This window comes from Pseudarthrobacter sp. alpha12b (assembly GCF_054130495.1).
In genome coordinates, this window is record NZ_CP196746.1 from 2,032,179 (window position 1) to 2,054,236 (window position 22,058).

At 66.4% G+C, this 22,058-nt stretch carries 12 protein-coding genes and 2 tRNA genes; 4 read left to right on the top strand and 10 right to left on the bottom strand.

From position 1 onward, the window contains the following. The first annotated feature begins 70 nt into the window (after positions 1 to 70). Positions 71 to 859: a PspA/IM30 family protein gene (locus tag ACTAQI_RS09260; RefSeq protein WP_457950717.1), complete on the top strand. Its 789-nt coding sequence runs from the start codon at positions 71 to 73 to the stop codon at positions 857 to 859. A gap of 88 nt (positions 860 to 947) precedes the next feature. Continuing rightward, complete coding sequence (locus tag ACTAQI_RS09265; protein WP_457950718.1) at positions 948 to 2,375, top strand: cryptochrome/photolyase family protein; 1,428 nt, start codon at positions 948 to 950, stop codon at positions 2,373 to 2,375. Between the two features lie 24 nt (positions 2,376 to 2,399). Here ACTAQI_RS09265 and ACTAQI_RS09270 read toward each other — a convergent pair whose 3' ends face one another. The 5 genes from ACTAQI_RS09270 to ACTAQI_RS09290 all read right to left on the bottom strand — a co-directional run bounded on the left by ACTAQI_RS09270 (position 2,400) and on the right by ACTAQI_RS09290 (position 8,212). Then, the gene (locus ACTAQI_RS09270; RefSeq protein WP_457950719.1) at positions 2,400 to 3,332 is read right to left on the bottom strand and encodes a cytochrome b/b6 domain-containing protein; all 933 of its coding nucleotides are present in this window, start codon (positions 3,330 to 3,332) and stop codon (positions 2,400 to 2,402) included. A gap of 139 nt (positions 3,333 to 3,471) precedes the next feature. Then, positions 3,472 to 3,545, bottom strand: a tRNA-Met gene (locus ACTAQI_RS09275). Positions 3,546 to 3,663: 118 nt separating this feature from the next. Then, positions 3,664 to 3,737 (bottom strand) — tRNA-Met (locus ACTAQI_RS09280). Positions 3,738 to 3,855: 118 nt separating this feature from the next. Further along, positions 3,856 to 6,855: a UPF0182 family membrane protein gene (locus tag ACTAQI_RS09285; protein WP_457950720.1), complete on the bottom strand. Its 3,000-nt coding sequence runs from the start codon at positions 6,853 to 6,855 to the stop codon at positions 3,856 to 3,858. 142 nt (positions 6,856 to 6,997) lie between these two features. Beyond that, positions 6,998 to 8,212 (bottom strand): YlbL family protein, encoded by a 1,215-nt coding sequence (locus tag ACTAQI_RS09290; RefSeq protein ID WP_457950721.1) that lies wholly within the window; start codon positions 8,210 to 8,212, stop codon positions 6,998 to 7,000. A gap of 136 nt (positions 8,213 to 8,348) precedes the next feature. Between ACTAQI_RS09290 and ACTAQI_RS09295 the strand changes: the two genes are divergently transcribed. Continuing rightward, the gene (locus ACTAQI_RS09295; protein WP_457950722.1) at positions 8,349 to 9,791 is read left to right on the top strand and encodes a zinc-dependent metalloprotease; all 1,443 of its coding nucleotides are present in this window, start codon (positions 8,349 to 8,351) and stop codon (positions 9,789 to 9,791) included. Between the two features lie 115 nt (positions 9,792 to 9,906). On the opposite strand, the gene ACTAQI_RS09300 is transcribed toward ACTAQI_RS09295, so the two are convergent. From ACTAQI_RS09300 to nudC, 3 genes are read right to left on the bottom strand one after another with little or no spacing between them, the layout of a single operon-like run. Further along, on the bottom strand, positions 9,907 to 10,557 hold the full coding sequence (locus ACTAQI_RS09300) for a YgjP-like metallopeptidase domain-containing protein (protein ID WP_457950723.1): 651 nt from the start codon (positions 10,555 to 10,557) through the stop codon (positions 9,907 to 9,909). Beyond that, positions 10,554 to 12,689 (bottom strand): ATP-dependent DNA helicase UvrD2, encoded by a 2,136-nt coding sequence (locus tag ACTAQI_RS09305; protein ID WP_457950724.1) that lies wholly within the window; start codon positions 12,687 to 12,689, stop codon positions 10,554 to 10,556. Before ACTAQI_RS09305 ends, ACTAQI_RS09300 begins: the two co-directional genes overlap by 4 nt. 55 nt (positions 12,690 to 12,744) lie before the next feature. Then, the gene (gene nudC / locus ACTAQI_RS09310; RefSeq protein ID WP_457950725.1) at positions 12,745 to 13,767 is read right to left on the bottom strand and encodes an NAD(+) diphosphatase; all 1,023 of its coding nucleotides are present in this window, start codon (positions 13,765 to 13,767) and stop codon (positions 12,745 to 12,747) included. 142 nt (positions 13,768 to 13,909) lie between these two features. Between nudC and ACTAQI_RS09315 the strand changes: the two genes are divergently transcribed. Continuing rightward, on the top strand, positions 13,910 to 15,178 hold the full coding sequence (locus tag ACTAQI_RS09315; protein ID WP_457950726.1) for a macrolide 2'-phosphotransferase: 1,269 nt from the start codon (positions 13,910 to 13,912) through the stop codon (positions 15,176 to 15,178). A gap of 37 nt (positions 15,179 to 15,215) precedes the next feature. Here ACTAQI_RS09315 and ACTAQI_RS09320 read toward each other — a convergent pair whose 3' ends face one another. Together ACTAQI_RS09320 and ACTAQI_RS09325 are read right to left on the bottom strand one after the other, a co-directional pair. Further along, positions 15,216 to 18,749: a UvrD-helicase domain-containing protein gene (locus ACTAQI_RS09320; RefSeq protein WP_457950727.1), complete on the bottom strand. Its 3,534-nt coding sequence runs from the start codon at positions 18,747 to 18,749 to the stop codon at positions 15,216 to 15,218. Continuing rightward, complete coding sequence (locus ACTAQI_RS09325; protein ID WP_457951028.1) at positions 18,746 to 21,982, bottom strand: ATP-dependent helicase; 3,237 nt, start codon at positions 21,980 to 21,982, stop codon at positions 18,746 to 18,748. Before ACTAQI_RS09325 ends, ACTAQI_RS09320 begins: the two co-directional genes overlap by 4 nt. Positions 21,983 to 22,058 lie beyond the last annotated feature (76 nt).

Below are 22,058 nucleotides of genomic sequence, written 5' to 3' on the forward strand. Positions count from 1 at the left end.
GGACAGAAGCAGTACACCACTGTGCACCGGTTCCAGTGGTCAACACAGAGCAGGACGAAAGGCAAACACCATGGTTAAGCAGTCCATTTTCGGCCGGATCGCGCAGCTGGCAAAGGCGAACATCAACACTTTGCTGGATAACGCCGAGGACCCGCAGAAGATGCTGGACCAGATGGTCCGGGACTACACCAACAACATCGCCGAAGCCGAGTCCGCCGTGGCGCAGACCATCGGCAACCTGCGGATGCTGGAAGACGACTACAACGAAGACGTCAAGAACGCCCGCGACTGGGGAAACAAGGCACTTGCCGCTTCCCGCAAGGCTGATGAGTTCCGTGCCGCCGGCGACGTAACCGACGCCGAGAAGTTCGACAACCTGGCAAAGGTGGCACTGCAGCGGCAGATGGCGGCCGAAAGCGAAGCCAAGGGCGCAGAGCCGAGCATCGCTTCCCAGCGCGAGGTAGTGGACAAGCTGAAGACCGGCCTGGACCAGATGAAGAACAAGCTCAACCAGCTGACCAGCAAGCGCAACGAGCTTGTTGCCCGGTCCAAGACTGCAGCGGCGCAGACCCAGGTCCACGACGCGATCAAGAGCATCGACTTCATGGACCCCACCAGCGAAGTGGGCCGGTTCGAGGAAAAGATCCGCCGCGAAGAGGCCAAGGTCCGTGGGCAGCAGGAGCTTGCAGCGTCCAGCCTGGACGCACAGTTCAACCAGCTGGAGGACTTGGGCGAGCAGACCGAGATCGACGCCCGCCTGGCCGCACTCAAGACCGGCGGGGCCAAGCCAGCCCTTGGCGCGGCGAACCCCGCATCCTCCGAATCAACTCTCGACGAGGCCGACTTCGACAAGCTGTAACCTCCGGGCGGCGCCTGAAAGTAAACACGGCAATGGCCGGGACCGTGGTCCCGGCCATTGCCGCGTCCGCTCTGTGTAGCGTGGTGCCATGACTTCTTCCGATGGAACGTCCCTCGTTTGGCTGCGCGATGACCTTCGATTGGACGACAACCCGGCCCTCGCAGAGGCAGCCCGCCGGGGTGCGCCGCTGACCGTTGCTTACATCCTGGATGAAGAGTCCGAAGGTGTGCGGCCCCTTGGTGGAGCAGCGCGCTGGTGGCTGCACCACTCCCTGGCCGCACTGTCCGCAGAGCTCGAAAGCAAGGGATCCCGCCTGGTGCTCCGGCGTGGCCCCGCAGGCGAGGTCATCAGGAACCTTGCCAGCCAGACCAAGGCCAGCCACCTCTTCTGGAACCGCCGGTACGGGCAGCCTGAGAGGACCATCGACGCCGGACTTAAGGACTGGGCGGGAGGGAGCGGGCTCCAGGCCTCCAGCTTCCAGGCAAACCTCCTCTTCGAGCCGTGGACCGTCCAGACCGGGGCAGGCGGGCCCTACAAGGTCTACTCGCCCTTCTGGCGGGCCTGCCTCGCGTCACAGGACATCCGTGACCCCTTCGAGGCTCCGGACACGCTGCCGGGCCCCGCCCCTGCCGGGCACGGCCTGCCGGGCAGTGACACCCTCAGCAGCTGGAATCTCCTGCCGTCCAAGCCCGACTGGAGCAGTGGACTGGCTGCTACCTGGGAACCCGGAGAAAAGGGCGCAATGGAGCGCCTGGAAGACTTCCTGGACGGGCCCATCGAGGAATACGGCACGGGCCGGAATTTGCCCGGAACGGAGGGCACCAGCCGGTTGTCACCGCACCTCCGATTCGGCGAGGTCAGCCCGTTCCGCGTGTGGCGGGAGATCCGCCGCCGGCATCCGCGGAAAGTCCCCGCCGATGTTGGTACCTACCGGGCCGAACTGGGCTGGCGGGAATTCAACTGGCACCTGCTGTACCACAACCCGGATTTGGCCACCCGGAACTTCCGGCCTGCCTTCGACACCTTTCAGTGGGGGTCCCCCAACCGGCAGGAGCTCGCCGCGTGGCAGCAGGGAAACACGGGCTACCCGCTGGTGGATGCCGGAATGCGGCAGCTGTGGCAGACAGGGTGGATGCACAACCGGGTTCGGATGGCTGCCGCTTCCTTCCTGGTCAAGAACCTCCTGACCGACTGGAGGATCGGGGAGAAATGGTTCTGGGACACGCTCGTGGATGCTGACGCCGCCAACAACCCCGCCAACTGGCAGTGGGTGGCCGGATCCGGGGCGGATGCCTCCCCCTACTACCGGATCTTCAACCCGGTGACCCAAAGCAAGAAGTTCGACGCCGACGGCAGCTACCTGCGGGCCTATATCCCGGAGCTCCGGGGCCTTCAAGGCAAGGACATCCACGAACCGTGGGCCGCGGATACCGGGGGCTACCCCAAGCCTCTCGTGGACCTGCCCGAGTCGCGGGAACGGGCCCTCGGCGCCTACCAGAACCTCAAGGACGCCTGACCGCGTCCCCGCGGCCCTGCAACGTCAGCGGCTGACCTTGCCCATCAGGGACGCGATGGGCCGCAGGAAGATCGGCCGGGCCAGGAACCAGGCCGCCACCATGACCGCCACGGAGGCGAGGAACACCCAGAAGCCAAACCAGCCGTCGTCGTCGCGGACCCCGTACATGTGGTTCAGGTTCCGCAGTGCACCCGTGGTCAGCACCAGGAAGACGTGGACCGCGATGAAGGCAACAAAGTAGATCATCACCGGGAAATGGACGGCGCGTGCCCATTCGATCGGGTATGCCTTGTTCAGTCCTGCCGCCTTCTTGGGCCAGGCGGAGGACATCCGCAGGCCCGTGATGAACGCCAGCGGCGCGGCGATGAAGACGGTCACGAAGTACGCAAGGAGCTGCAGCGCGTTGTAGTTGATCCAGCCGTCTTCGGTGGGCCAGTCCAGGGACGCATACTGCAACGCGGCGGACAGGGCGTTGGGGAAGACATCCCAACTGGTGGGGACGATGCGCATCCATTGCCCGCTGGCGAACAGCAGGACGGCGAACACAAGCCCGTTCAGGATCCAGAGGGCATCCAGCGTCAGGTGGAACCAGAGCTCAAGGCTGATCTTGGTGGGCGCGTTCCTGGTGCGGATCAATCCCTTGTTGTTCCTGGTCCAGTGCCCGCTGGGCCGCGTGGTGGTCCGCACCTGCCACCCGGTACGAATGATCAGGAGCAGGAAGAAAGCGTTGAGGAAGTGCTGCCACGCCAGCCAGGCGGGGAATCCCACGGGGGCGTTGTCCGGCAGTTCCGAGTGGCCAGGGTAGTCAGTGACAAAAGACGCGACGGCGGGCAGTCCCACGAGAAGCCTGGCCACCAGCACCACCAGGACCAGTGCCACGAGGACAGCAGGAACCACCCAGTAAAGCCGGGACCGCTTACCCGTCGCGGCGCCGGGCTTTTTCGTGGGTGTGGCCATCGAACAACATACCTCTCAGGAATGACTTGGGGTGGCCCGCAGATCGCGGGACCCTTCGAAAGAGAATACTAGGAACTGGGCGCTTCCAAGGAAAGAAAAGGCCCCGACCGGCGTAACTGCCGGTCGAGGCCTTCATAAGTTGCGGGGACAGGATTTGAACCTGTGACCTCTGGGTTATGAGCCCAGCGAGCTACCGAACTGCTCCACCCCGCGTCGCTTGATCAACACTACCCTACTTTGGGAGCCGCCTTGACCACTCTCGTTTAAGTCGTCGGCATCGGGCAAAGCAAAAGGCCCGGACATTGTTTCCAATGTCCGGGCCTTTCCTCAGTTGCGGGGACAGGATTTGAACCTGTGACCTCTGGGTTATGAGCCCAGCGAGCTACCGAACTGCTCCACCCCGCGTCGCAAGAACTACTTTACCGGGAGGTGAACCGCAGGCCAAATCCGAGCGGCGTGACGTCCGTTACGCCGGCCCGGCACCCGTCCCCGCAGGGATCGGGTGCCGGGTGCCGCCGTCGTACTACTGCCCCGCTGACGGGGACGGCGATGCCGAAGGTGAGCTGGACGCAGCGGGGGCCGGGCTGGCCTCCGGAGCAGCAGCCGGGATCTTGGCCTCAGCATCCATTGCCTTCTTCAGCGCCGCGGCAACCTTCTTCTGTGCGTCGCCATATGCGGCGAAGTCGCCGGCGGCAAGCGCCGTTTGGCCTGCCTGGATGGCGGAGTTCGCCTCGTCCAGGGCTGCCTTGAGCTGGGCCTTCGCATCCGCCTCTGCAGGCGTGGCAGGCGCTGCCGGGCCCGCAGGGGTCTGGCCGTTGTTGGCCGAATCACCCGCGGCTGCGCCGGAATCCCCACCGAAGAGCTGCTTGAGGGCTGCATCAAGCGTCGGTGCGAAGCCCACCTTGTCCCCGAAGGCCACCAGCACGCGCTGCAGCGTGGGATAGGAGGTCTCGCCGGTCGACTTGAGGTAGACCGGCTGGACATACAGGATGCCGCCGCCTACCGGCAGGGTAAGCAGGTTGCCGTTCAGCACGTCTGAAGCACCCTGCCGCAGCAGGTTGAGTGCCTGCGACACTGTGGGGTCTGAGTTGAACTTGTTTTGCGCCTGCCCCGGGCCGGGCACCTGAGTTTCCGGCGGGATCTGCAGCAGCCTCAGCTTTCCGTAGCCGTCAGCCTTCACGCCGGCCTGGTTGCCTGCATCGGAGTCCGCGGCGAGGAAGCCGTACAGGACGTTGCGCGCATTTCCGTTCACGATCTGCGGGATGAAGGACGACGTGAGCTGGAACGCCGGCTTCTGCTGGTCCGGCATCTGCAGCGACATGTAGAACGGCGGCTGCTTGACGTCCGTATCAACGGTGGGGTCAGCCGGCGTGCTCCATGCGTCGTTGTTCTTGTAGAAGCTGGTGGTATCCGTGACGTGGTACTGGCCCAGCAGTTCGCGCTGGACCTTGAACAGGTCCTCCGGGTAGCGGACGTGGCTCATCAGCCCACCGGACATCTCCGAGTACGGCTTCAGCGTCGACGGGAAGACCTTCTGCCACGCCTTGAGGACGGGGTCGGTGTCGTCCCAGGCATAGAGGGTGACCGAGCCGTCATAGGCATCCACTGTTGCCTTGACCGAGTTGCGGATGTAGTTCACCGTGCTGTTGGGCAGGGCTACGGCGCGGCCGGAAGTGGTCTGCGAATCAGCGGTGGCATCGGACAGCGACTTCTGCTGCGAGTAGGGGAAGTATTGGCTGGTGGTGTAGCCGTCCACGATCCACTTGACGCGGCCGTCCACCACGGCCGGGTAGGCGCCGCCATCAACCGTCAGGTATGGGGCCACCTTCTGGACACGCTCGCGGGGGTTGCGATCGTAAAGGATCTGCGACTCAGGGTTCACGCCATCGGAGAGCATAAGGTCCGAGGACTGGAACTTGATGGCGTAGAGGACCTTGTTGAAGAACGAACCAACGTTCGGCCCTCCGTTGCCCTTGAACGTGTACTGGGTTTCCCCCTCCCCTTCCTTGCCCGAAGGGCGGTCCTGTTCACGGGGCGTGGCGCCGTCGGGCGCACCGACGATCGAGTATTCAGGCGAGGACTCACCGAAGTAGATCCGGGGTTCGTAGGTGGTGTCGTTGCCCAGCACACCGGTGGATGGAATGCCTGACTGCAGGAATTCAGGCTTGCCGTCCACGGTGAACTTGTTGCCCTTGGCCGCTACAACCCCGTAACCGTGCGTGTACACCACATGCTGGTTCAGCCAGCCCTGCTGGTTTGTTGCAACGTTCGTCGGGTTCAGTTCCCGCACGGCGATTACGGTGTCCTGGATTTTACCGTTCACCTCGTAACGGTCCACGTTGAGGGCCTTGGGGAACTGGTAGTACGGGCGGTACTGTTCCAGCTGCGAAAAGGCGTCGGAGATCAGGTTCGGGTCCAGGAGCCGGATATTGGCCGTGGTCTGGGCGTCCGGCGCCAGCGCACCCGTGTTGGCCGTGTTGGTGGCGTCATACCGGGTTTCCTGGATGCCGTCCAGGCCATAGGCCTTGCGGGTGTTCTCGATGTTGCGCTGGATGTACTTGCTTTCCAGCGTCTGCTCCGACGGGCGGACCTGGAACTGCTGGATCACCCAGGGGTAGACGCCGCCGGCCAGGATGGAGGTGATGACCAGCATGGCCGTGCCGATCACGGGCAGGCGCCAGCGGCCGATGACGGCAGCAACGATGAAGAGGATGGCCACCAGGACGGCGGCGACGGCGAGGATGGCCTTGGTGGGGATGACGGCGTTGACATCGGTGTAGAGCGCACCGGCCCACCGGCCCCCGTTGCTTAGCACCGAAGAGTAGCGGTCCAGCCAGAAGTTGACGCCCAGGAGCACCAGGAAGGCGGCGCCGGTGACGGCGATATGGATCTGTGCCGCGCGGCTGGTGAACACACCGCGCTCCATCAGCCGGATGCTGCCGTACAGGTAGTGCGTGAGGATGCCGGCGATGCCTGCAATGACCACCACGCTGATCAGGAACCCGGTGACAAACCCGAGGAACGGGAGGGTCATCAGGTAGAAGCTGATGTCCATGCCGAACTGCGGATCGGTTTGGCCGAAACCAACCTGGTTGAAGAACAGCAGGACTTTCTGCCACTGGCTCGCCGCTGCGCTGCCCGCGAAGAGGCCGAAGAGGACCGGCAGGCCCACCATCACGATCCGGCGGACCGGCTCCAGCTGCGCCTGGTAGCGGTTGAGGTTGTCCCGGATCTCAGAGTCCGGCGCATAGACGGGCCGGGCGTTGTAGGCAATGCGGATTGCGAAGAAAACAGTCGCGAACATGATGGCGAAGCCGGCCACGAACGTGGCGATCTTGGCAAGGTTTTCGGTGATGAAGACCTCGATGAAACCCAGCTGCCGGTACCAAAGGACGTCGGTCCAGACGTTGGCGAAGAAGATGAAGCCCACTACCACCAGGGCGACGACGATCAGGGTGGGCGTCAGGGCGCCCCGTCGCGAAGGGGGCCTTCCTGTGGACGTGGTGCTGGCGGGACGGGACAAACTGGGTACCTCATAGCTGGTCGTCGAGACATTCGAAGCGTGCGAGCGACGTACGGTACCGGTCAAACGGCTGGTTTCGTCCGTCATCAGTGCCACGAGTGGCGGTAAAGCTTAGTTCCTGTCGAGTCTAGTTGGGCCCAGTCTATTTGCCGGTGCAGGCCGGGAGCGCGGATGTGTCCTGTCCGCTTCCGGCCAGTTCCACGGCGTGCCGTGCCTCCGAAAGGTTCTCCACGCGGACCACCTGGAGGCCATCGGGGACGTGGCCGGCGACCTCGTCGCAGTTGCCTGCGGGCGCCAGGAAGAGGGAGGCTCCGGAGGAGCGCGCACCCCGCATCTTTTGGCCGATGCCGCCGATGGGTCCCACCGCGCCGTCCGGGGAGATGGTGCCGGTGCCCGCGATATGTTTTCCGCCGGTGAGGTCGCCCGGCGTCACCGTGTCGATGATGCCCAGGGAGAACATGAGCCCGGCGCTGGGGCCGCCCACCTTGTCCAGGGAGATCTGCACCTGGAAGGGGAAACTGAACAGGTACTTCAGCATGACGCCCAGGATGAACCGGCCCTGGCCGTTGTCCTTGGGCGTCACCTCGACGGTCACGGGCTGGCCCGCACGTTCCACCGTCACGGCGGCCGGGGCGCCCTTGCCCGCTGCCAGTTCTTCCTGGATGACAGTGAGTGAGGTGATGTCCCTGCCATTGATGGACTTGAGGATGTCCCCTTGCTGGATCTTGCCCGTGGACGCTGAATCCTTGGACAGGCCTGCGGCCTGGAGCTGCTGGCCAAACGGGATCTTGAGTTCATTCAGGGCGGAGGCCACCGCGTTCTCCTGTGACGTGGCCATGGCCACCGCACTTTGTTCCTGCGCCTCTTCCTTGGTGGTTCCCGTGGGATAGATCAGTTCCACCGGGTACACGGCCTTGGAATTGTCCAGCCATGCGGAGAAGGCGTTGAGGATGCTGACGGAACCAGTGGGGCCGCCGTCGACATACACCGTTGTCAGGTCCAGGCTCCCGGCAGCGGGATACGTTTCATGGCCGGTGACATTGATGACCGGATGCCCCTGGCTCTCCCCCAACGTGTTGTAGGTGGGCCCGGGAGACTCGATGACGTAGGGAACCGGAAGTGTGCCCACGGCAATTCCCAGCCCCAACGCCGCCAGCCCGGCAACCATCATGGCGGAAAGCCGCCTGCCCGGGCGTCCGCCGTCGGCCGCCCTGACGCCGCTGCCCGCACCCGCTGTGCCGCCACTTCCGCCGCCGTTTTGCGGCGGACCGCCTGCACCCATGGGGCCGGCGCTGGAGAAGGGGGGAAGTTCGGGAACGTGGTCCTCGGAGGGATGGCCGCCACGGGTTGTAGTCACCCCACCAACAGTACGCGGTGGAGGCATGCCGGGCCGCTTTGCCTAGAGCGAACGACGGCGGCGGGCGGCAGACAGCCGACCACCACCGGGGTACCGTGAAGGTTGATCAACAGTCACACCATCGATCGGCGGGACCATGACCTCCAATCCACTCAATCCGTCCAACGGCGACGACACCCCCAAGGATCCGTTGACCGAAATGCTGCAGAACCTGATGGGCGGCAAGGGGATGGAAAACTTCGACCCCGCCGAGCTCGCCAAGGCTGCCGGCCTGCCGGATGACCCCAACCTGCTGGCCCAGATGTTCTCCCAGGTGCAGGCCATGATGAGCGCGCCGTCCGAGGGCCCCGTCAACTGGACGCTGGCCCATGACAACGCCAGGCGCGTGGCCGCCGGCAGCTCTGACCCTTCCGTATCTGCGCAGCAGTCCCGGGATGTGGACGAAGCCCTCCGCCTGGCCGAGCTGTGGCTGGATCCGGTGACCGACCTGCCCGCCACCGGGTTGATCGGCAAAGCCTGGTCACGCGCGGAATGGGTGGAGGCCACGCTGGGCACCTGGAAGCGGCTGACCGAACCCGTGGCCAACAGCATCGCCAACGCGCTCTCCTCCGCCATGACGGAGCAGATGCCCGAGGAAATGAAGTCCATGATGGGCGGGGCCTCCTCCATGCTGCAGAACATGGGCGGCGCCATCTTCGGCATGCAGCTGGGACAGGCCATCGGCGCCCTGTCCAAGGATGTGGTCAGCTCCACGGATATCGGCGTCCCGCTCGCCGACCTTGAAATGGCGCTCCTGCCGGCAAACGTTGCCGCCTTCGGCGAGGGACTGTCCCTGCCCGAGAACGACATCCGGCTGTTCCTTGCCGTCCGGGAGGCTGCGCACGCACGGCTCTTCGTGCAGGTTCCCTGGCTGCGCGGACACCTGCTGGGCGCCATCGAGGCATACGCCCGCGGCATCCACATCGACACCTCACGCATCGAGGAGCTCGCCCGGGACCTTGACCCGAGCAACCCGGAGGGCATCCAGGAGGCCCTGTCCCAGGGCGTGTTCATGCCGCAGCGGACCCCCGCGCAGGAGCAGGCGCTGGAGAAGCTCGAGACGGCGCTGGCCCTGGTGGAGGGCTGGGTGGACGAACTGACCGCGGCTGCCACCGAGAAGGTGCTGCCGTCGGCCGGCGCACTGCGCGAAACTGTGCGGCGCCGCCGGGCAACGGGCGGTCCGGCCGAGCACGCCTTCGCTTCCCTCGTGGGGCTGGAACTGCGGCCGCGCAGGCTGCGCGACGCCGCCACCCTGTGGGCCACGCTGAAGGAAGAACGCGGCATCGAAGGACGGGACGCCATCTGGCACCACCCCGACCTGCTGCCCACCGCCGAAGACCTGGACGATCCGAAGGGCTTCAGCTCACGCCGGAAGCTCGCCGAGGCCAGCGACAGCGAGGTGGATGACGCCCTGCAGAAACTGCTGAGTGGCGGTTTTGACGACACCTCCACCGATGAGGGAGAGGCCGGCGACTCCGGAGATGGCCGGGACGCCGGAGACAAGGACGACGACGGCGGAACCGACCAGCCCAAGAGCTGACACTTTACCGGCGGGCCAGGACTTCCTGGCCCGCCGCGGTGTTTAATGTCCGTTGCGTATCCCGGCTGGGAGAAGGTTGGCTGTCCGGGAACTGCGGTGGTTGTCCGGGCGGGAGCTAGTCCGCGTCTCTTGACCAGCTGCCCGGCACCTGCCCGGCGTCGTCACCGCTGTCCGCCACACTGTCCTTGTCCAGCCCCCGGGACGTCGCAAACGAAACCCCCTCGAGGAATGCCTTGGCCCGCTGGGTTTCGGGGTAGGCCTCCAGCAGCTTCCAGAACGCGGCGTTGTGCGAAGCCACCAGAAGGTGGGCCAGTTCGTGCAGCAGGACGTAGTCAATGACCCACTGCGGCATGGGCCGCAGCTTGTCCGACAGCCGGATGGTACCTTCGGCCGGCGTGGCGGAGCCCCACCGGGAGTTCTGGTTGCTGACCCAGCGGACGGACGTAGGCGCCGGCCGGCCGCCAAGGTATTGTGCCGACAGCTGTGCCGCGTGGGCAGCGAGGGCGTCGTCGGTGGCCGGCCGCCGCCGCCCGGTTGCAGCCCGCCGCTCCCCCTGCTTGTGCAGCTTGGCCAGCATGCGGTGCACCCACTCCCGCTCCTGCGCAGCGGTGAACCGGGCCGGAATGGCAACGACCGCCGTTCCGTCTTCCCAGAACGCCGCAACCGTCCGCGTACGCCTGGCAGAGCGCCGCACCTCCACGGGAGAACCGTCGGATGTGGTCAGCGAGGGGGCCTGGTGATGGCCGGTGCCGGGGCCGCGGCTCACAGGACGGAGCTTTCGACCAGGACCCGGAGGACGTCTTCCCCATACTTTTCGAGCTTGGACGGGCCGACGCCCGCGAGGCCGGAGAGTTCCTCCAGCGACGCCGGCCTGGCCTCGGCAATGGCAGTGAGGGTGGCATCGGTGAAGACGACGAACGCGGGGACGTCCGCGGACTGCGCCACCTCCCGGCGCCAGTTGCGGAGGGCGTCGAAGGTCTGTTCCTCATAGGTGGGGGGACAGGCGTTGCAGCGGCCCACCTTGCGTTCGGCCCCGGTGGCGAGCATGGTGCCGCAGACCCGGCACACCGCGGGCGCCGCAGCTTTCCGGCGTGGGGCGGTTCCCTTTCCCCGGGCACTTGAGCTTGCCACCGAATCAGGCCGCAGCCCGTCAAGGAACCGGGACGGCTTCCGGTTGGCGCGGCCGCCGGGAGTCCTCGCGGTACTCCACGAGAGGGACAGGTGTTCGCGGGCGCGGGTGATGCCGACGTACAGCAGGCGGCGTTCCTCATCCACCGACTCCGGTGAATCCGCGAAGGAGATGGGCATCAGGCCTTCGCTGAGTCCCACCAGGAAGACCGCGTCCCACTCCAGGCCCTTGGCTGCGTGTAGGGAGGCGAGCGTAACGCCCTGCACAGTAGGCGCGTGCTGGGCGAGGGAACGTTCCTGGAGTTCATTGACGAAATCCGCCAGACCGAACTGGGGGCCGCGGTTTTGGGCGAGTTCGTCGGCGAGCGCCACCAGCGCGGCGAGGGACTCCCACCGCTCGCGCAGGGCTCCACCGCTGTGCGGAGCGGAATCGGTGTAGCCGAGGGAGGAAACGATGTCCCTGACCAGCTGACCCAGCGGTTCCGGCGCATCCGTTTCAGAAACAGCCCTGGTGGCTGCGCGCAGCTGGAGGATGGCATCCCGGACCTCCTTCCGGGCAAAGAAGCGTTCGCCGCCCCGCAGCTGGTAGCCGATGCCTGCCGCCGCCAGCGCCTGTTCGTAGGCCTCGGACTGGCCGTTGGTGCGGAAAAGGACTGCCACCTCACTGGCCGGGGTTCCGGCGTCGAGCAGTGCCTTGATCTTTTGCGCCACCGTGGCGGCTTCGGCTTCGTCATCCGTGCACTCGGTGAACTGGGGCGCGGGTCCGGCGGGTCGCTGCGCCACGAGCTGCAGGGGGGCTGCCCAGGCGGCGTCCGCGGTGGGGCCGCCGCTGCGGCGGCTGGCCAGCAAGTCATTGGCCAGTTTCACCACCTGCGGGGTGGAGCGGTAGTCCCGTACAAGCTTGACCACGTTGGCCTGCGGGTAGCGGGCCTTGAAGTCGAGCAGGTGCCTGGGCGATGCGCCGGTAAAGGAGTAGATGGTCTGGCTGGCGTCGCCCACCACGCAAAGTTCGTCGCGGCCGCCGAGCCAAAGCTCCAGGAGCCGCTGCTGCAGCGGGGACACGTCCTGGTATTCGTCCACCACGAAGTGCCGGTACTGTTCCCGGACCGTGGCAGCCACCTTCTCGTCCTCCTGCAGGATGCCCACCGTGATCAGCAGGACGTCCTCAAAGTCGATCACGTTGCGGTCCGTCTTGACGTCCTCGTAGGACTGGAAAACGCGGGCCACCGCGGTGAGGTCGAATCCGCCGGGCGCACCCCTCCCCTGCGCGTTTTCAAGATAGTTTGCCGGCGTCAGCATGGACACCTTGGCCCATTCGATCTCCGAGGCAAGATCGCGGATCGATGCCCGGTCCGTGCTGAGCCTGAGCCGCCGGGCGGCTTCTGCAAGCATCTGGGCCTTGTGGTCCAGCAGGTTGGGCAGCGTGCCGCCCACAGCTTGTGGCCAAAAGAACTGCAGTTGGCGCAGGGCTGCGGCATGGAAAGTCCGGGCCTGCACGTTTCCCGCACCGAGGTCGCGCAGGCGGCTGCGCATCTCTGCCGCTGCCCGGGCAGTAAACGTCACGGCGAGCAGGCGCTGCGGGCTGTAAACGCCTGAGTGAACGCCGTAGGCAATGCGGTGGGTGATAGCCCGGGTTTTGCCGGTTCCCGCCCCCGCCAACACGCACAACGGGCCGCTCAACGTACTGGCCACCTCACGCTGTTCCGCGTCAAGCCCCCCGAGGATCCGGTCCTCAAGGGAGGCTGCTCCGTCAAAATTATCTGTAGTCACTTCTGCTGCTTTGTTTCTCGACTACCGCGTGCTGGAGTCTGGTGGATGGAATAGCTTAGGCGCCGGCCCGGTCCTGGATCCGGCCGCCGTACCAGTGCTCAATCAGCGAGCGGGCAATGGAGAGCCTGCTCGAAATGGTGATCTCACCACTGAGCACCGCTTCCTGGAGTTCCTCGCGGCTGAACCAGCGTGCCCTGGTGACCTCCACGCCGTCGGGCGTTGCCTGGGCGTCCTCGGTGACGGCGGTAAAACCAAGCATAAGGGAGGCCGGGAACGGCCACGACTGGGAGCCGAGATACTGGCAGGCGGTGACCCGCACCCCAACTTCCTCCTGGATCTCGCGGACCACGGCTTCCTCGAGCGACTCCCCTGGCTCAACAAACCCGGCCAGGGTGGAGTAGTTCCGGGCATCCACCGGGCCGCCGCCGCCAAGGAGGAGCCGGCCGTCCGGGCCTACGACCGTGACAATGATTGCGGGGTCGGTCCGGGGATAGTGTTCAGAATTGTCCGCCGGGCACCGGCGCACCCAGCCGCCGGCTTCAACGTCCGTGGGCGTGCCGCAGCGGGGGCAATGCGTGTGGGCTGCATGCCAGTTGGCGATGGCGCTGGCTTCCACGAACAAGGCGGTGGAGGTGGCAGTCAAGTCCGCTGCGACCTCCCGAAAGCCTGCCCAGGAAGCGTCCGCGGGAATACCGGCGGTGCCGGGTTCCGGAGGTTCGGGCAGGACGAAAAGCAGCAGCTCGGTCCCGGCCGGAACGTCCGAGGCAGGCAGGGCGGATCCCAGGTACACCAGGAGCTCGGGCGCGGATCCTGCCTCGTTTAGCTGTGCCAGGAGTTCCCTGGCCCCGGTCAGGACCAGGTTGCTGCCCCGCACCAGGCCCTGGCGCCCTGACAGTACTGCAGCCACCGCGTCCGTCCCTGCCAGCAGGTCATCGATCATCCCGGCCCTGATGCGGGCAGCGGATCCCCGGTCCACCAGTGCCGGCCGCACCGGGAGCAGGGTGTCCACCAGATGGTTCGCCGGCAGCCGCGCCGGCGCAGCCTGGTGGACGGGTATAACGGACTCCGTGTGGCTCATGCTTCCACCGTACTGACTGCTACCGACATTTCACATTTCGGGAGAGGCCGCGTACTGCCGGGAGGCCCCCGATTTGCACCTATCTGGAGACTCGCCGCGGTCAGATTGCCCTCTGGGACGGCAGGCAATCTACCGTGGAACGGTGAGAAGAAAACCGATTGAACTGGCGGCAATTGCAACCGCGGCAGTCCCCGGACTGACCCCGACGGCCGTTAGCTCTGCGCCGGATGACCCCGCGGACTTCGATTCGGCCCTGCTCCTCGATTCCGAAGGCAAGCGCTGGCGGGTCCGGTCACCGCGGCACGCCGAAGCCAGCGCGCGGCTGGAAACGGAGTTCCTGGTGCTGCGGGCCTTCGCTCCCGCCGTCCGGGCGGAACTGCCGTTCCTGATGCCGACGGTGGCCGGCAGCGTCCGGCTGGGAACGCTGACCACGTTCGTCTACTCGCACCTCTCCGGGAGCACCCGCAGCGTCGAGGAGCTGACGTCGGGGCCGGCCAGCCTGGCCCGCGAAATCGGTTCCGCGCTGGCCGCGGTCCACGACCTCCCCCGGTCGCTGGTCAGCAACGCCGACCTGCCCAGTTACACCCCCAATGAGTTCCGCCAACGGAGGCTGAACGAACTGGACCAGGCAGCAACAACGGGCAAGATCCCAGCCGCACTGCTGCGCCGCTGGGAACATGCCATGGAGGACGTGTCCCTGTGGCGGTTCAACCCTTGCGTGGTCCACGGCGACCTGCACGAGGACAATCTGTTGGTGGAGTCGGGACGGGTGACCGCAGTGACCGGCTGGACGGACCTGCGCATCGGCGACCCCGCAGACGATTTCGCCTGGCTGGTGGCCTCCAATGAACAGGACTTCATTGATGCAGTACTGAAGTCCTACACTTCCAGCCGCCGCGACGTCCCGGACCAGCACCTGCTGCGCCGGGCTGCCCTGTCCGCCGAGTTTGCCCTGGCGCAGTACCTGGTCAAGGGCCTGGCGGCCGGTGACCAGGAAATGGTCAGCGAGGCCGAGGGAATGCTGGAAAGCCTTGCCAGCGACATCGCCGAGTTCGGCGGCCAGCCGATCAGTGTCGAGCCGCTTCCGGTCAAGGACAGCCCCGCCGCGCCCGGGACGGCCGCCCCCGCGCCTGCCGGAACTTCCGGGGCAACGCCGGCATCCGCGGGTGGCAGTTCCGCAGTCAGTCCTGCAGTGACCGTCATCCCGGTCCCCGCCGAACGGGCAGCAGATGGCATACCTGGTGTACAGGGGCAACCGGCAGTGCATTCCCAGCCTGCCGTACACGTGGCCCCCATTCCGGTGGAGGCGGCTGCAGAGGCTAAGGCCGGGGAAGCGCGGGCCAGCGAAACCAAGGGTCCTGACGATACGTCCACAGCTGCCATCTCGGTCATCAACGCCAACAAGGGCTGAGCCGGCACGGCGCCGTGGGCGCCGCTCAGGGCCGGCCTCACGGCCGGGCAAGCGCTGCGGCGACAATTCCTTCCAGCTCGGCTGCCGTCCCAAGGTCGTGCGGCCGCACCACGGCGTTATCCGCAACGTAGAAGAATGCGGCCCGCACGTCCTCCAGGGGAACATCCTTGAGTCTCGCCCATGCCAGCCGGTACACCGCCAACTGGATCGAACGGGTCTTCAGCTGTGCGGCGGACGGCCGTCGGCCGGTCTTCCAGTCCACCAGGTCCCAGCGGCCGTCGGCGTCCTGGAACACGGCGTCCACGCGGCCGCGCACCACCACCTCCCCCACCCTGGTTTCCACCGGAACCTCAACAAAGGCCGGTGACCTGTCAGCCCAGGGGGAAGCCTTGAAGGTGGCCACCATCTCATCAAGATCGTAGGCGGCATCGATGTGGTCGTCCGAACCTGGCGCTTCGCCAAGGTCCAGCATGCCGGCCTTTCCAAAGTATTCCTCTACCCAGGCGTGGAAGGCCGTGCCCTTCCGCGCCGACATACCGGGTTCGCGCGGCACGGGGCGGCGCAGCCGGCCCAGCACCGCCTGGGGGTCGTCCCCGAGGTCAACAAGGGTAGAGGCCGAGATATGGGTGGGCAGGTGCACGTCCTGGCCACCCGACCTTCTTGCCCTGCGCTCCAGCAACAGCGCAGCTTCGCGTGCCCAGCCTGCCGCTGCCCCCGTAAGGCCGGGCGGTGAACCGGGCAGGGAACCGCGTTCCTGTCCGGATCTGTTTACCTGCAATGCCGCCTCCGCCCGAACCAGTTGGTCGTCGGCGGTTCCCAGGATCCCAAGCACCCGCTGCGCCGCTGCTTCCATGCCTGTCCGGCGCCCGCGGGCCAGGCGCAGGCGCTCACCGCTGCGTGGGTCCACGGGTCCTTCAAGGGGATCGTACGGCCAGCGGGCTTCTTCCGTTTCCAGCGTCAGTGGGCTCTGCTGGGGCAGTGCGGCCTCCTCCAGCGACAGCGGATGGACCAAAGCGTTCGGGCTTGATCCAGCGTCAGTTTGTCGCGTCAAGGCCTCCAGCTCCGCAAGGAATGGAGACATCTCCGCCTGCCCTGCCCGTGAGCCTACCCAGGCTGCGCTGGACACCCACAGGACATGCTTGGCCCGGGTATAGGCAACGTACGCCAGCCGCCGCTCCTCCGACTCGCCATGGACCTGGACGGCGGTCTTGAACACCTTCTCGGCATCCAGCCAGCCCTTCTGGTCCGGCTGGTCGAGGTCCCACTGCGGAAGGTCGGCCCGGTCCCCCCGCAGGGGCCAGGGCAGCGCGGCCGAACCGCTGCTCCAGCGGGAGTCCCGGTCGCTGGGGAAGGCTCCCGCATTCATCCCGGGGACAAACACAACATCCCACTCCAGGCCCTTGGAGGCATGGACGGTCAACAGCTGAACCGCTTCCCGGTTCACGTCGCTTGCGGGCGCTTCCAGCCCGTTTTCTTCCGCAGACGCAGCCTCCAGCCAGGACAGGAAAGCGAGGATGTCCACCCGCTGGGAAGTGCGGAGGAATCCTGCGGCGGCATCCTGGAAGGCATCGAGGTTGCGGCGGGCCTGGTGGATGCTGATCCCCGGCCGTGCCGCCACTTCGATGTCCAGCAGCATGGCCCTCTCCACCTCCCCCAGGAGCGTGGTGAGATCATCACCGAGGTAGCCGCGCAGTTGCCTCAGTTCGAGTGACAACCTGGCCAGCCTGCTGCGCGCCCCCGTGCTGAGGGTGCGGCCATTCGAGGATGTCCACCCTTCCCGCGGCAGGAAATCCAGGGCTTCCACCAGGCTTGCCCCGTCGGTCAGGTCACCTTCAAGGATGGGGGCGTCTGCTTCGTCGCTGTCGCTGTCGCTGTCGCTGTCCTGGACGTCGGCGTCGAACCCGTGCGCGGCCTTTTCCCGGCTGCGTGCCAGCTGGCTGGACCAGTCGCGCAATGCCATGAGGTCGGCGGGCCCTATCCGCCACCGGGCGCCTGCAATGAGCCGCATGAGGGCATCAGACCGGCCGGGATCCGCAAGGACGCGAAGGGTGGCCACCAGGTCAACGATCTCCGGGGTGTCCAGGAGGCCACCGAGGCCCACGATTTCATAGGGGATCCCCCGGGCCTCGAACTGGCGCCGGACGGGTTCCATCTGGGCGCGCCGGCGGCACAGCACCGCGAGCGCCGGCGGCTCGGCTGCACCGTCCGGCTTCAGCTCAAAGTCGGTCACCCGGTATCTCAGGGCGTCGTCAGCCAGCGCAGCAGCTTCCTCCACGTCGCTGGTGAAACGCCCCAGCACCACGGTCCCGTCCACGGCATGTGGGCTTGGCTGCAGGGGAGGCACGTCAGAAGTGGGCGTTCTGCTCCCGGCAGGTCCATGGTGCGCCGCCGCCCGGCTAAGGGACTGCGACATGACGTTGGCCGCCGCGAGGATGGACCGGCCGTTGCGCCATGCCGTGGTCAGGTAGGAGGTTGGGGCCGGCGCCCAGCGAACTCCTTCCTCCGACTCGCCAGTGCGCATGGGAAATTCGCGGACGAAGTGGAACAACTGCCCTGCGGAAGCGCCCCGAAAACCATAAATTGACTGGTTGGGATCGCCGACCGCTGTCACGGCATGGCCGTCACCGAAGAGGCGGGAAAAAAGCACCAGTTGGGCATAGGACGTGTCCTGGAACTCATCGAGCAGAACCACCTTGTACCGCTGGCGCTCCATCTGGGCTGCCAGCGGTACCTCCTGCGCCACCTTGGCAGCGAGGGCCACGAGGTCGCCGAAGTCGAGTGCGCCGCGGGCTCGTTTGGCTGCGGCGTAGCGGCCCACCATGTCGGCGACGCTTGCCCTGGTCCGCAGCATCCCTCCGAGGTCCAGAGCCGCCTTGGGCGTATTCCTCTTCTTCTCCGCCAAGTACGGCAGGGACTCAAATTCCGAAAGGCGCGCCATCAGCCACGCCTCCACATCCTCAGGTTCCTGAAGGTGTTCGGCGCATTCTCCCGCCAACTGGATGACAGCCTTCACCAAGGTGGATTTGGCGGCGCGGAAGTGATCGTATTCGCCGTCGTAGGCTTCAACCACCTCACTGGCCAGCTGCCAGGCCTGGGCACCGCCCAACAGAACCACATCCCGCTCCACGCCAAGCCGCAGCCCGTAGTCCGAGACGATGCCGCTGGCGAACGAATGGTAGGTGGACACCTTGGGCTCCAGTGCGTCACTGCTGAGCAGTCCCTCAGGGAAAAGCCCATGCCCCGTATCTATTGCGGCAACACGCTGAAGGGTCAGCAGTTTTGTCCGGATCCTGCTGGCGAGCTCGCCCGCAGCCTTGCGGGTGAAGGTCACGCCCAGGACTTCCTCGGGGGTGACCCATCCGTTGGCCACAAGCCATACCACCCGGTCCGCCATAGTGGCGGTTTTTCCCGATCCGGCGCCCGCAATGACCAGCCGCGGCGCCAAGGGGGACGAGATGATGGCGGACTGCTCGGGCGTGGGAGTGTTCTTCTCGCCCAGCAGCACGGACAGTTCTTCGGGGCTGAACCGCACGTCCGGGGTGGCCTTCGCGGCAGGCAGTGCTTCGCTCATTCGGTCACCTGCCGTCCACGCACACACAGTGGGCACACCTCCGGAAGCCGGCAGCCGTGGCCACCATGGCTGCCCTTGGCGGGATCGTGCCGCGCGATGAATTCACTGCCACCCATCACGGCGGCGGCCTCCTTGACCATGTCCAATGCCCAGTTCTCCTGCGGGTCTAATGGTTCCTGCTGTTGGATGGTTGGATTTTTTGCCCCGGTCCCGAGCTGCGCCAGCACGGCGCCGCCGGACAGGCCCGGGTTGCCGTCCGGCCTGGCGTCGAATCCACCGGCGAGCACTGCTGCCTGGTAGGCGCCAAGCTGGGGATGGTGGGACAGCTCGTCCTTGCCTGGCTGCCTTTTTCCGGTCTTGAGGTCGACCACCACCAGGCGGCCTTCGCCGTCGATTTCCAGCCGGTCCACCTGGCCGCGGAGTACCGCCTCCCGCGGCGAGGCTTCGTCCACCACCACCTCGCCAAGGGCCACTTCGAAGTCCTGTTCGACGCCCAGCAGGCTGCGGCCTTCACTCCTCATGGACAGCACATACTGCGCAAGCTTCCGCACCATTGCCTCGGCGCGCTGGAAGTCCAGCCGTCCCTCCCAATTGTCCTTCATGCCCAGCGCAGGCCAGCGCCGCACCAGTTCGGCCACATATTCGGATCCGGACGCGTCCGGAATGTCCTGGGCGATCGCGTGGACCAGGGTGCCCAGGCTCCGGGCGAAATCGGTGGCCGGCTCCCCTCCTGCTGCCTGGACGAACCAGTCCAACGGCGACTTTTGCACGGTCTCGACCTTTGATGGGGACACGGACACCGTTCCCCCCGGTGGAACCACCGCCGCAGAGGATGTCAGCGGGGCGAGTCCCCACCAGCTGTCAGGGTGTGCTCCGGCCACTGCAGGTTCCGCCGCGGCGAGATGTGCCAGGACCCTGGCTGCTTCTTCCGTCTGCGGCGTCGCGCCGTCAAGCTGGGCATGTTGCCGGAGCTCGGCGACCAAGGCGCGCAGCGTCATGGGCCGTTCCACTTGGGTGAAAGCCCTGCCCTCCTGTTCCGGTCCCAGGGGTGCAACAAAGTCCAGGAACGATGACGGCTGGTGGTCCTCTGACGAGACCGCGGTGCAGACCAGCAGTTCCCGTGCCCTGGACACCGCCGTGGAGAAGCTGCGGAGTTCGTCGTAGCGGATGTCCCGCAGCCGGCTCAGGGGGTCACGCTGCAGGGCATACTCCGGGCCATGTTCCACAGCATCCGCGTACAGGGTGCTGCCGAGCAGCTCACCGCGGAGCCTCGTGTTGGGCCAGACCCCCTCCTGCAGCCCCGCAACGATCACGACGGGCCATTCCCGGCCTGCCGCACTGGCCGGCGTCATCAGCTCCACAGCGTCATCGAGCTGGGCACGGGCGGCAAGGGTGTCCATGGGAAGCTCCTGGTTCAGGAGGTACTCCAGGAACTGTTCGGGGCCCGCGCCCGGCATCTGGTCCACGTAGCGTTCCGCCGTGTGGAAAAGCGCCATCATCGCGTCCAGGTCGCGGTCGGCCCGCGCCCCGTGCGGTCCTCCCGCCAACGCGGTCTCTGTCCAGGCCGACGACAGCCCCGTTGAATCCCAGAGTGCCCAGAGCACCGACTCTGCGTTGGCACCCGGCAGTCCGGCTGCCTCCTGCCCCGCACGGATCATCCGCGCCGTGCGTCGGGCGGCGCGGCCTTCGATTCCCAACGCACCCAGCGCGCCGGGCTCAAGCAGGGCCTGGACCAGCAGCGCATCGCTGGCGCGGCCCCCGCCGCCCAGGAGTTCCTCCCGCCGCAGGGATTGCCGGAGCCTGCGCAGCTCAATGGAGGTAGCGCCACCGATCCGGGAGGTGAGAAGTGACACCGCAGCTTCGGGTGTCAAGAGCTCCGGGTCCAGCGCGATGGCGAATGCATCCAGGAGGGGACGGACAGCTACCTCGTCCCGGACCGCGGATTCAGCCACGGGCACCCGTACGGGGATGCCCTGCCCGGACAGATAGCGCTGCAACTCGCTGACCTGGCCGCCGTTGCGCACGATGACTGCCATATCCGCCAGATCACGGTTGTGGTTGATGTGCTGGTCCAGGATCCGCTGGGCAACGTACCGCAGCTCGTGCACGGGAGTAGGCACCAAGTGGGCTTCGACGCTGCCGGGTCCACCGGCATTTTCGGGCTGCTTGAGGCGGCGGGCCAGTTGCCCGCCTGCCCGCTGGGAGATGCGGCCCGCGACATTCGACCACGCTTCTGCCACCGCCGGCGCCAGGCCGTGGGCATGCCACAGCGGACGTTCGAGGACAGACGCTTGGGCTGACAACAGCCGGGGCAGTTCAGCCACCAAATCCGGCCGGGCTCCCCGGAATCCCTGGACCACCGTGTCCGGGGATGATGTCACGTAGCAGTCTTTACCGGCGGCGACATCGGCCAGCAATTCGAAGATGGCAGGGTTTGCCTCCTGGATGTCGTCCACCAGGACTACCTGCAGCCTGGCACGCTCGGCCGCGAGGAAATCCGGCACGTCCTGGAAGATCTGCCGGGCAGCTGTGATGATCCCGGCGGGGTCGAAGGCTTCCGGCATCCGCAGGTCAAGAACGTCCCGGTACTCGGCATAGAGGGCTGCTGCGGCTTTCCAGTCCGGCCGGCCGCAGGCATCCCCCAGCTGGGCAAGGTCTTCAGCCGTCCGGCCCGATTCAATGATGCGGTCAAAGAGTTGCCGCACCTCCTGGCGGAAGCCCCGGGTTCCCAGGGCGCTGTCGAGATCGGCCGGCCAAGGCAGTTCCAGCCCTGGCAGCGTGTGGCCCTCCAGGAGTTCCTTGATGATGAGGTCCTGCTCCGGGCCTGACAGCAGGCGAGGAGGCCTGGGCAGCGATATGACGCCTTCAGCCTTGGCACGGCGGATCAGGTCGAACGCGTACGAGGCCCAGGTCCTGGCGGGGGTGGTGCTGAGGCTCCTGTCCAGCCGGGCGGTGAAACGATCCCGCAGGAAATCGGCCGCAAGGCGGGTGGGCGCAAGGATGAGCATGCGTTCGGGGTCGACGCCGTCACGGAAGACCCGCTGGACAGCGGCCTCGACGAGGACTGTGGTTTTCCCTGTGCCCGGCGCACCCGGAACAAGGACCGGTCCCGAGCCTTGGGCGACATCAACCGCTGCCTGCTGGTCCCGCGTGAGCCGGAGCGCTTCCGCGTGCACCCGCCGTGGCGGCAGCAGCCGAAGGGCAGAAGCGGCCGGCAGGGCGCTGCTGCCCAGGTTTCCCGCGGCCGGGTAAGCCGGATCCTGGCCCGCCTCCGGCTCCTGCCGGTGCGGGCCCCAGGGGCCGGTCAAA

Excerpts from the sequence above, each read along its gene's own strand:
- ACTAQI_RS09265 (WP_457950718.1), top strand. The coding sequence starts at position 948 with ATGACTTCTTCCGATGGAACGTCCCTCGTTTGGCTGCGCGATGACCTT.
- ACTAQI_RS09295 (WP_457950722.1), top strand. The coding sequence starts at position 8,349 with ATGACCTCCAATCCACTCAATCCGTCCAACGGCGACGACACCCCCAAG.
- nudC (WP_457950725.1), bottom strand. The coding sequence starts at position 13,767 with ATGAGCCACACGGAGTCCGTTATACCCGTCCACCAGGCTGCGCCGGCG.
- ACTAQI_RS09260 (WP_457950717.1), top strand. The coding sequence starts at position 71 with ATGGTTAAGCAGTCCATTTTCGGCCGGATCGCGCAGCTGGCAAAGGCG.
- ACTAQI_RS09320 (WP_457950727.1), bottom strand. The coding sequence starts at position 18,749 with ATGAGCGAAGCACTGCCTGCCGCGAAGGCCACCCCGGACGTGCGGTTC.
- ACTAQI_RS09270 (WP_457950719.1), bottom strand. The coding sequence starts at position 3,332 with ATGGCCACACCCACGAAAAAGCCCGGCGCCGCGACGGGTAAGCGGTCC.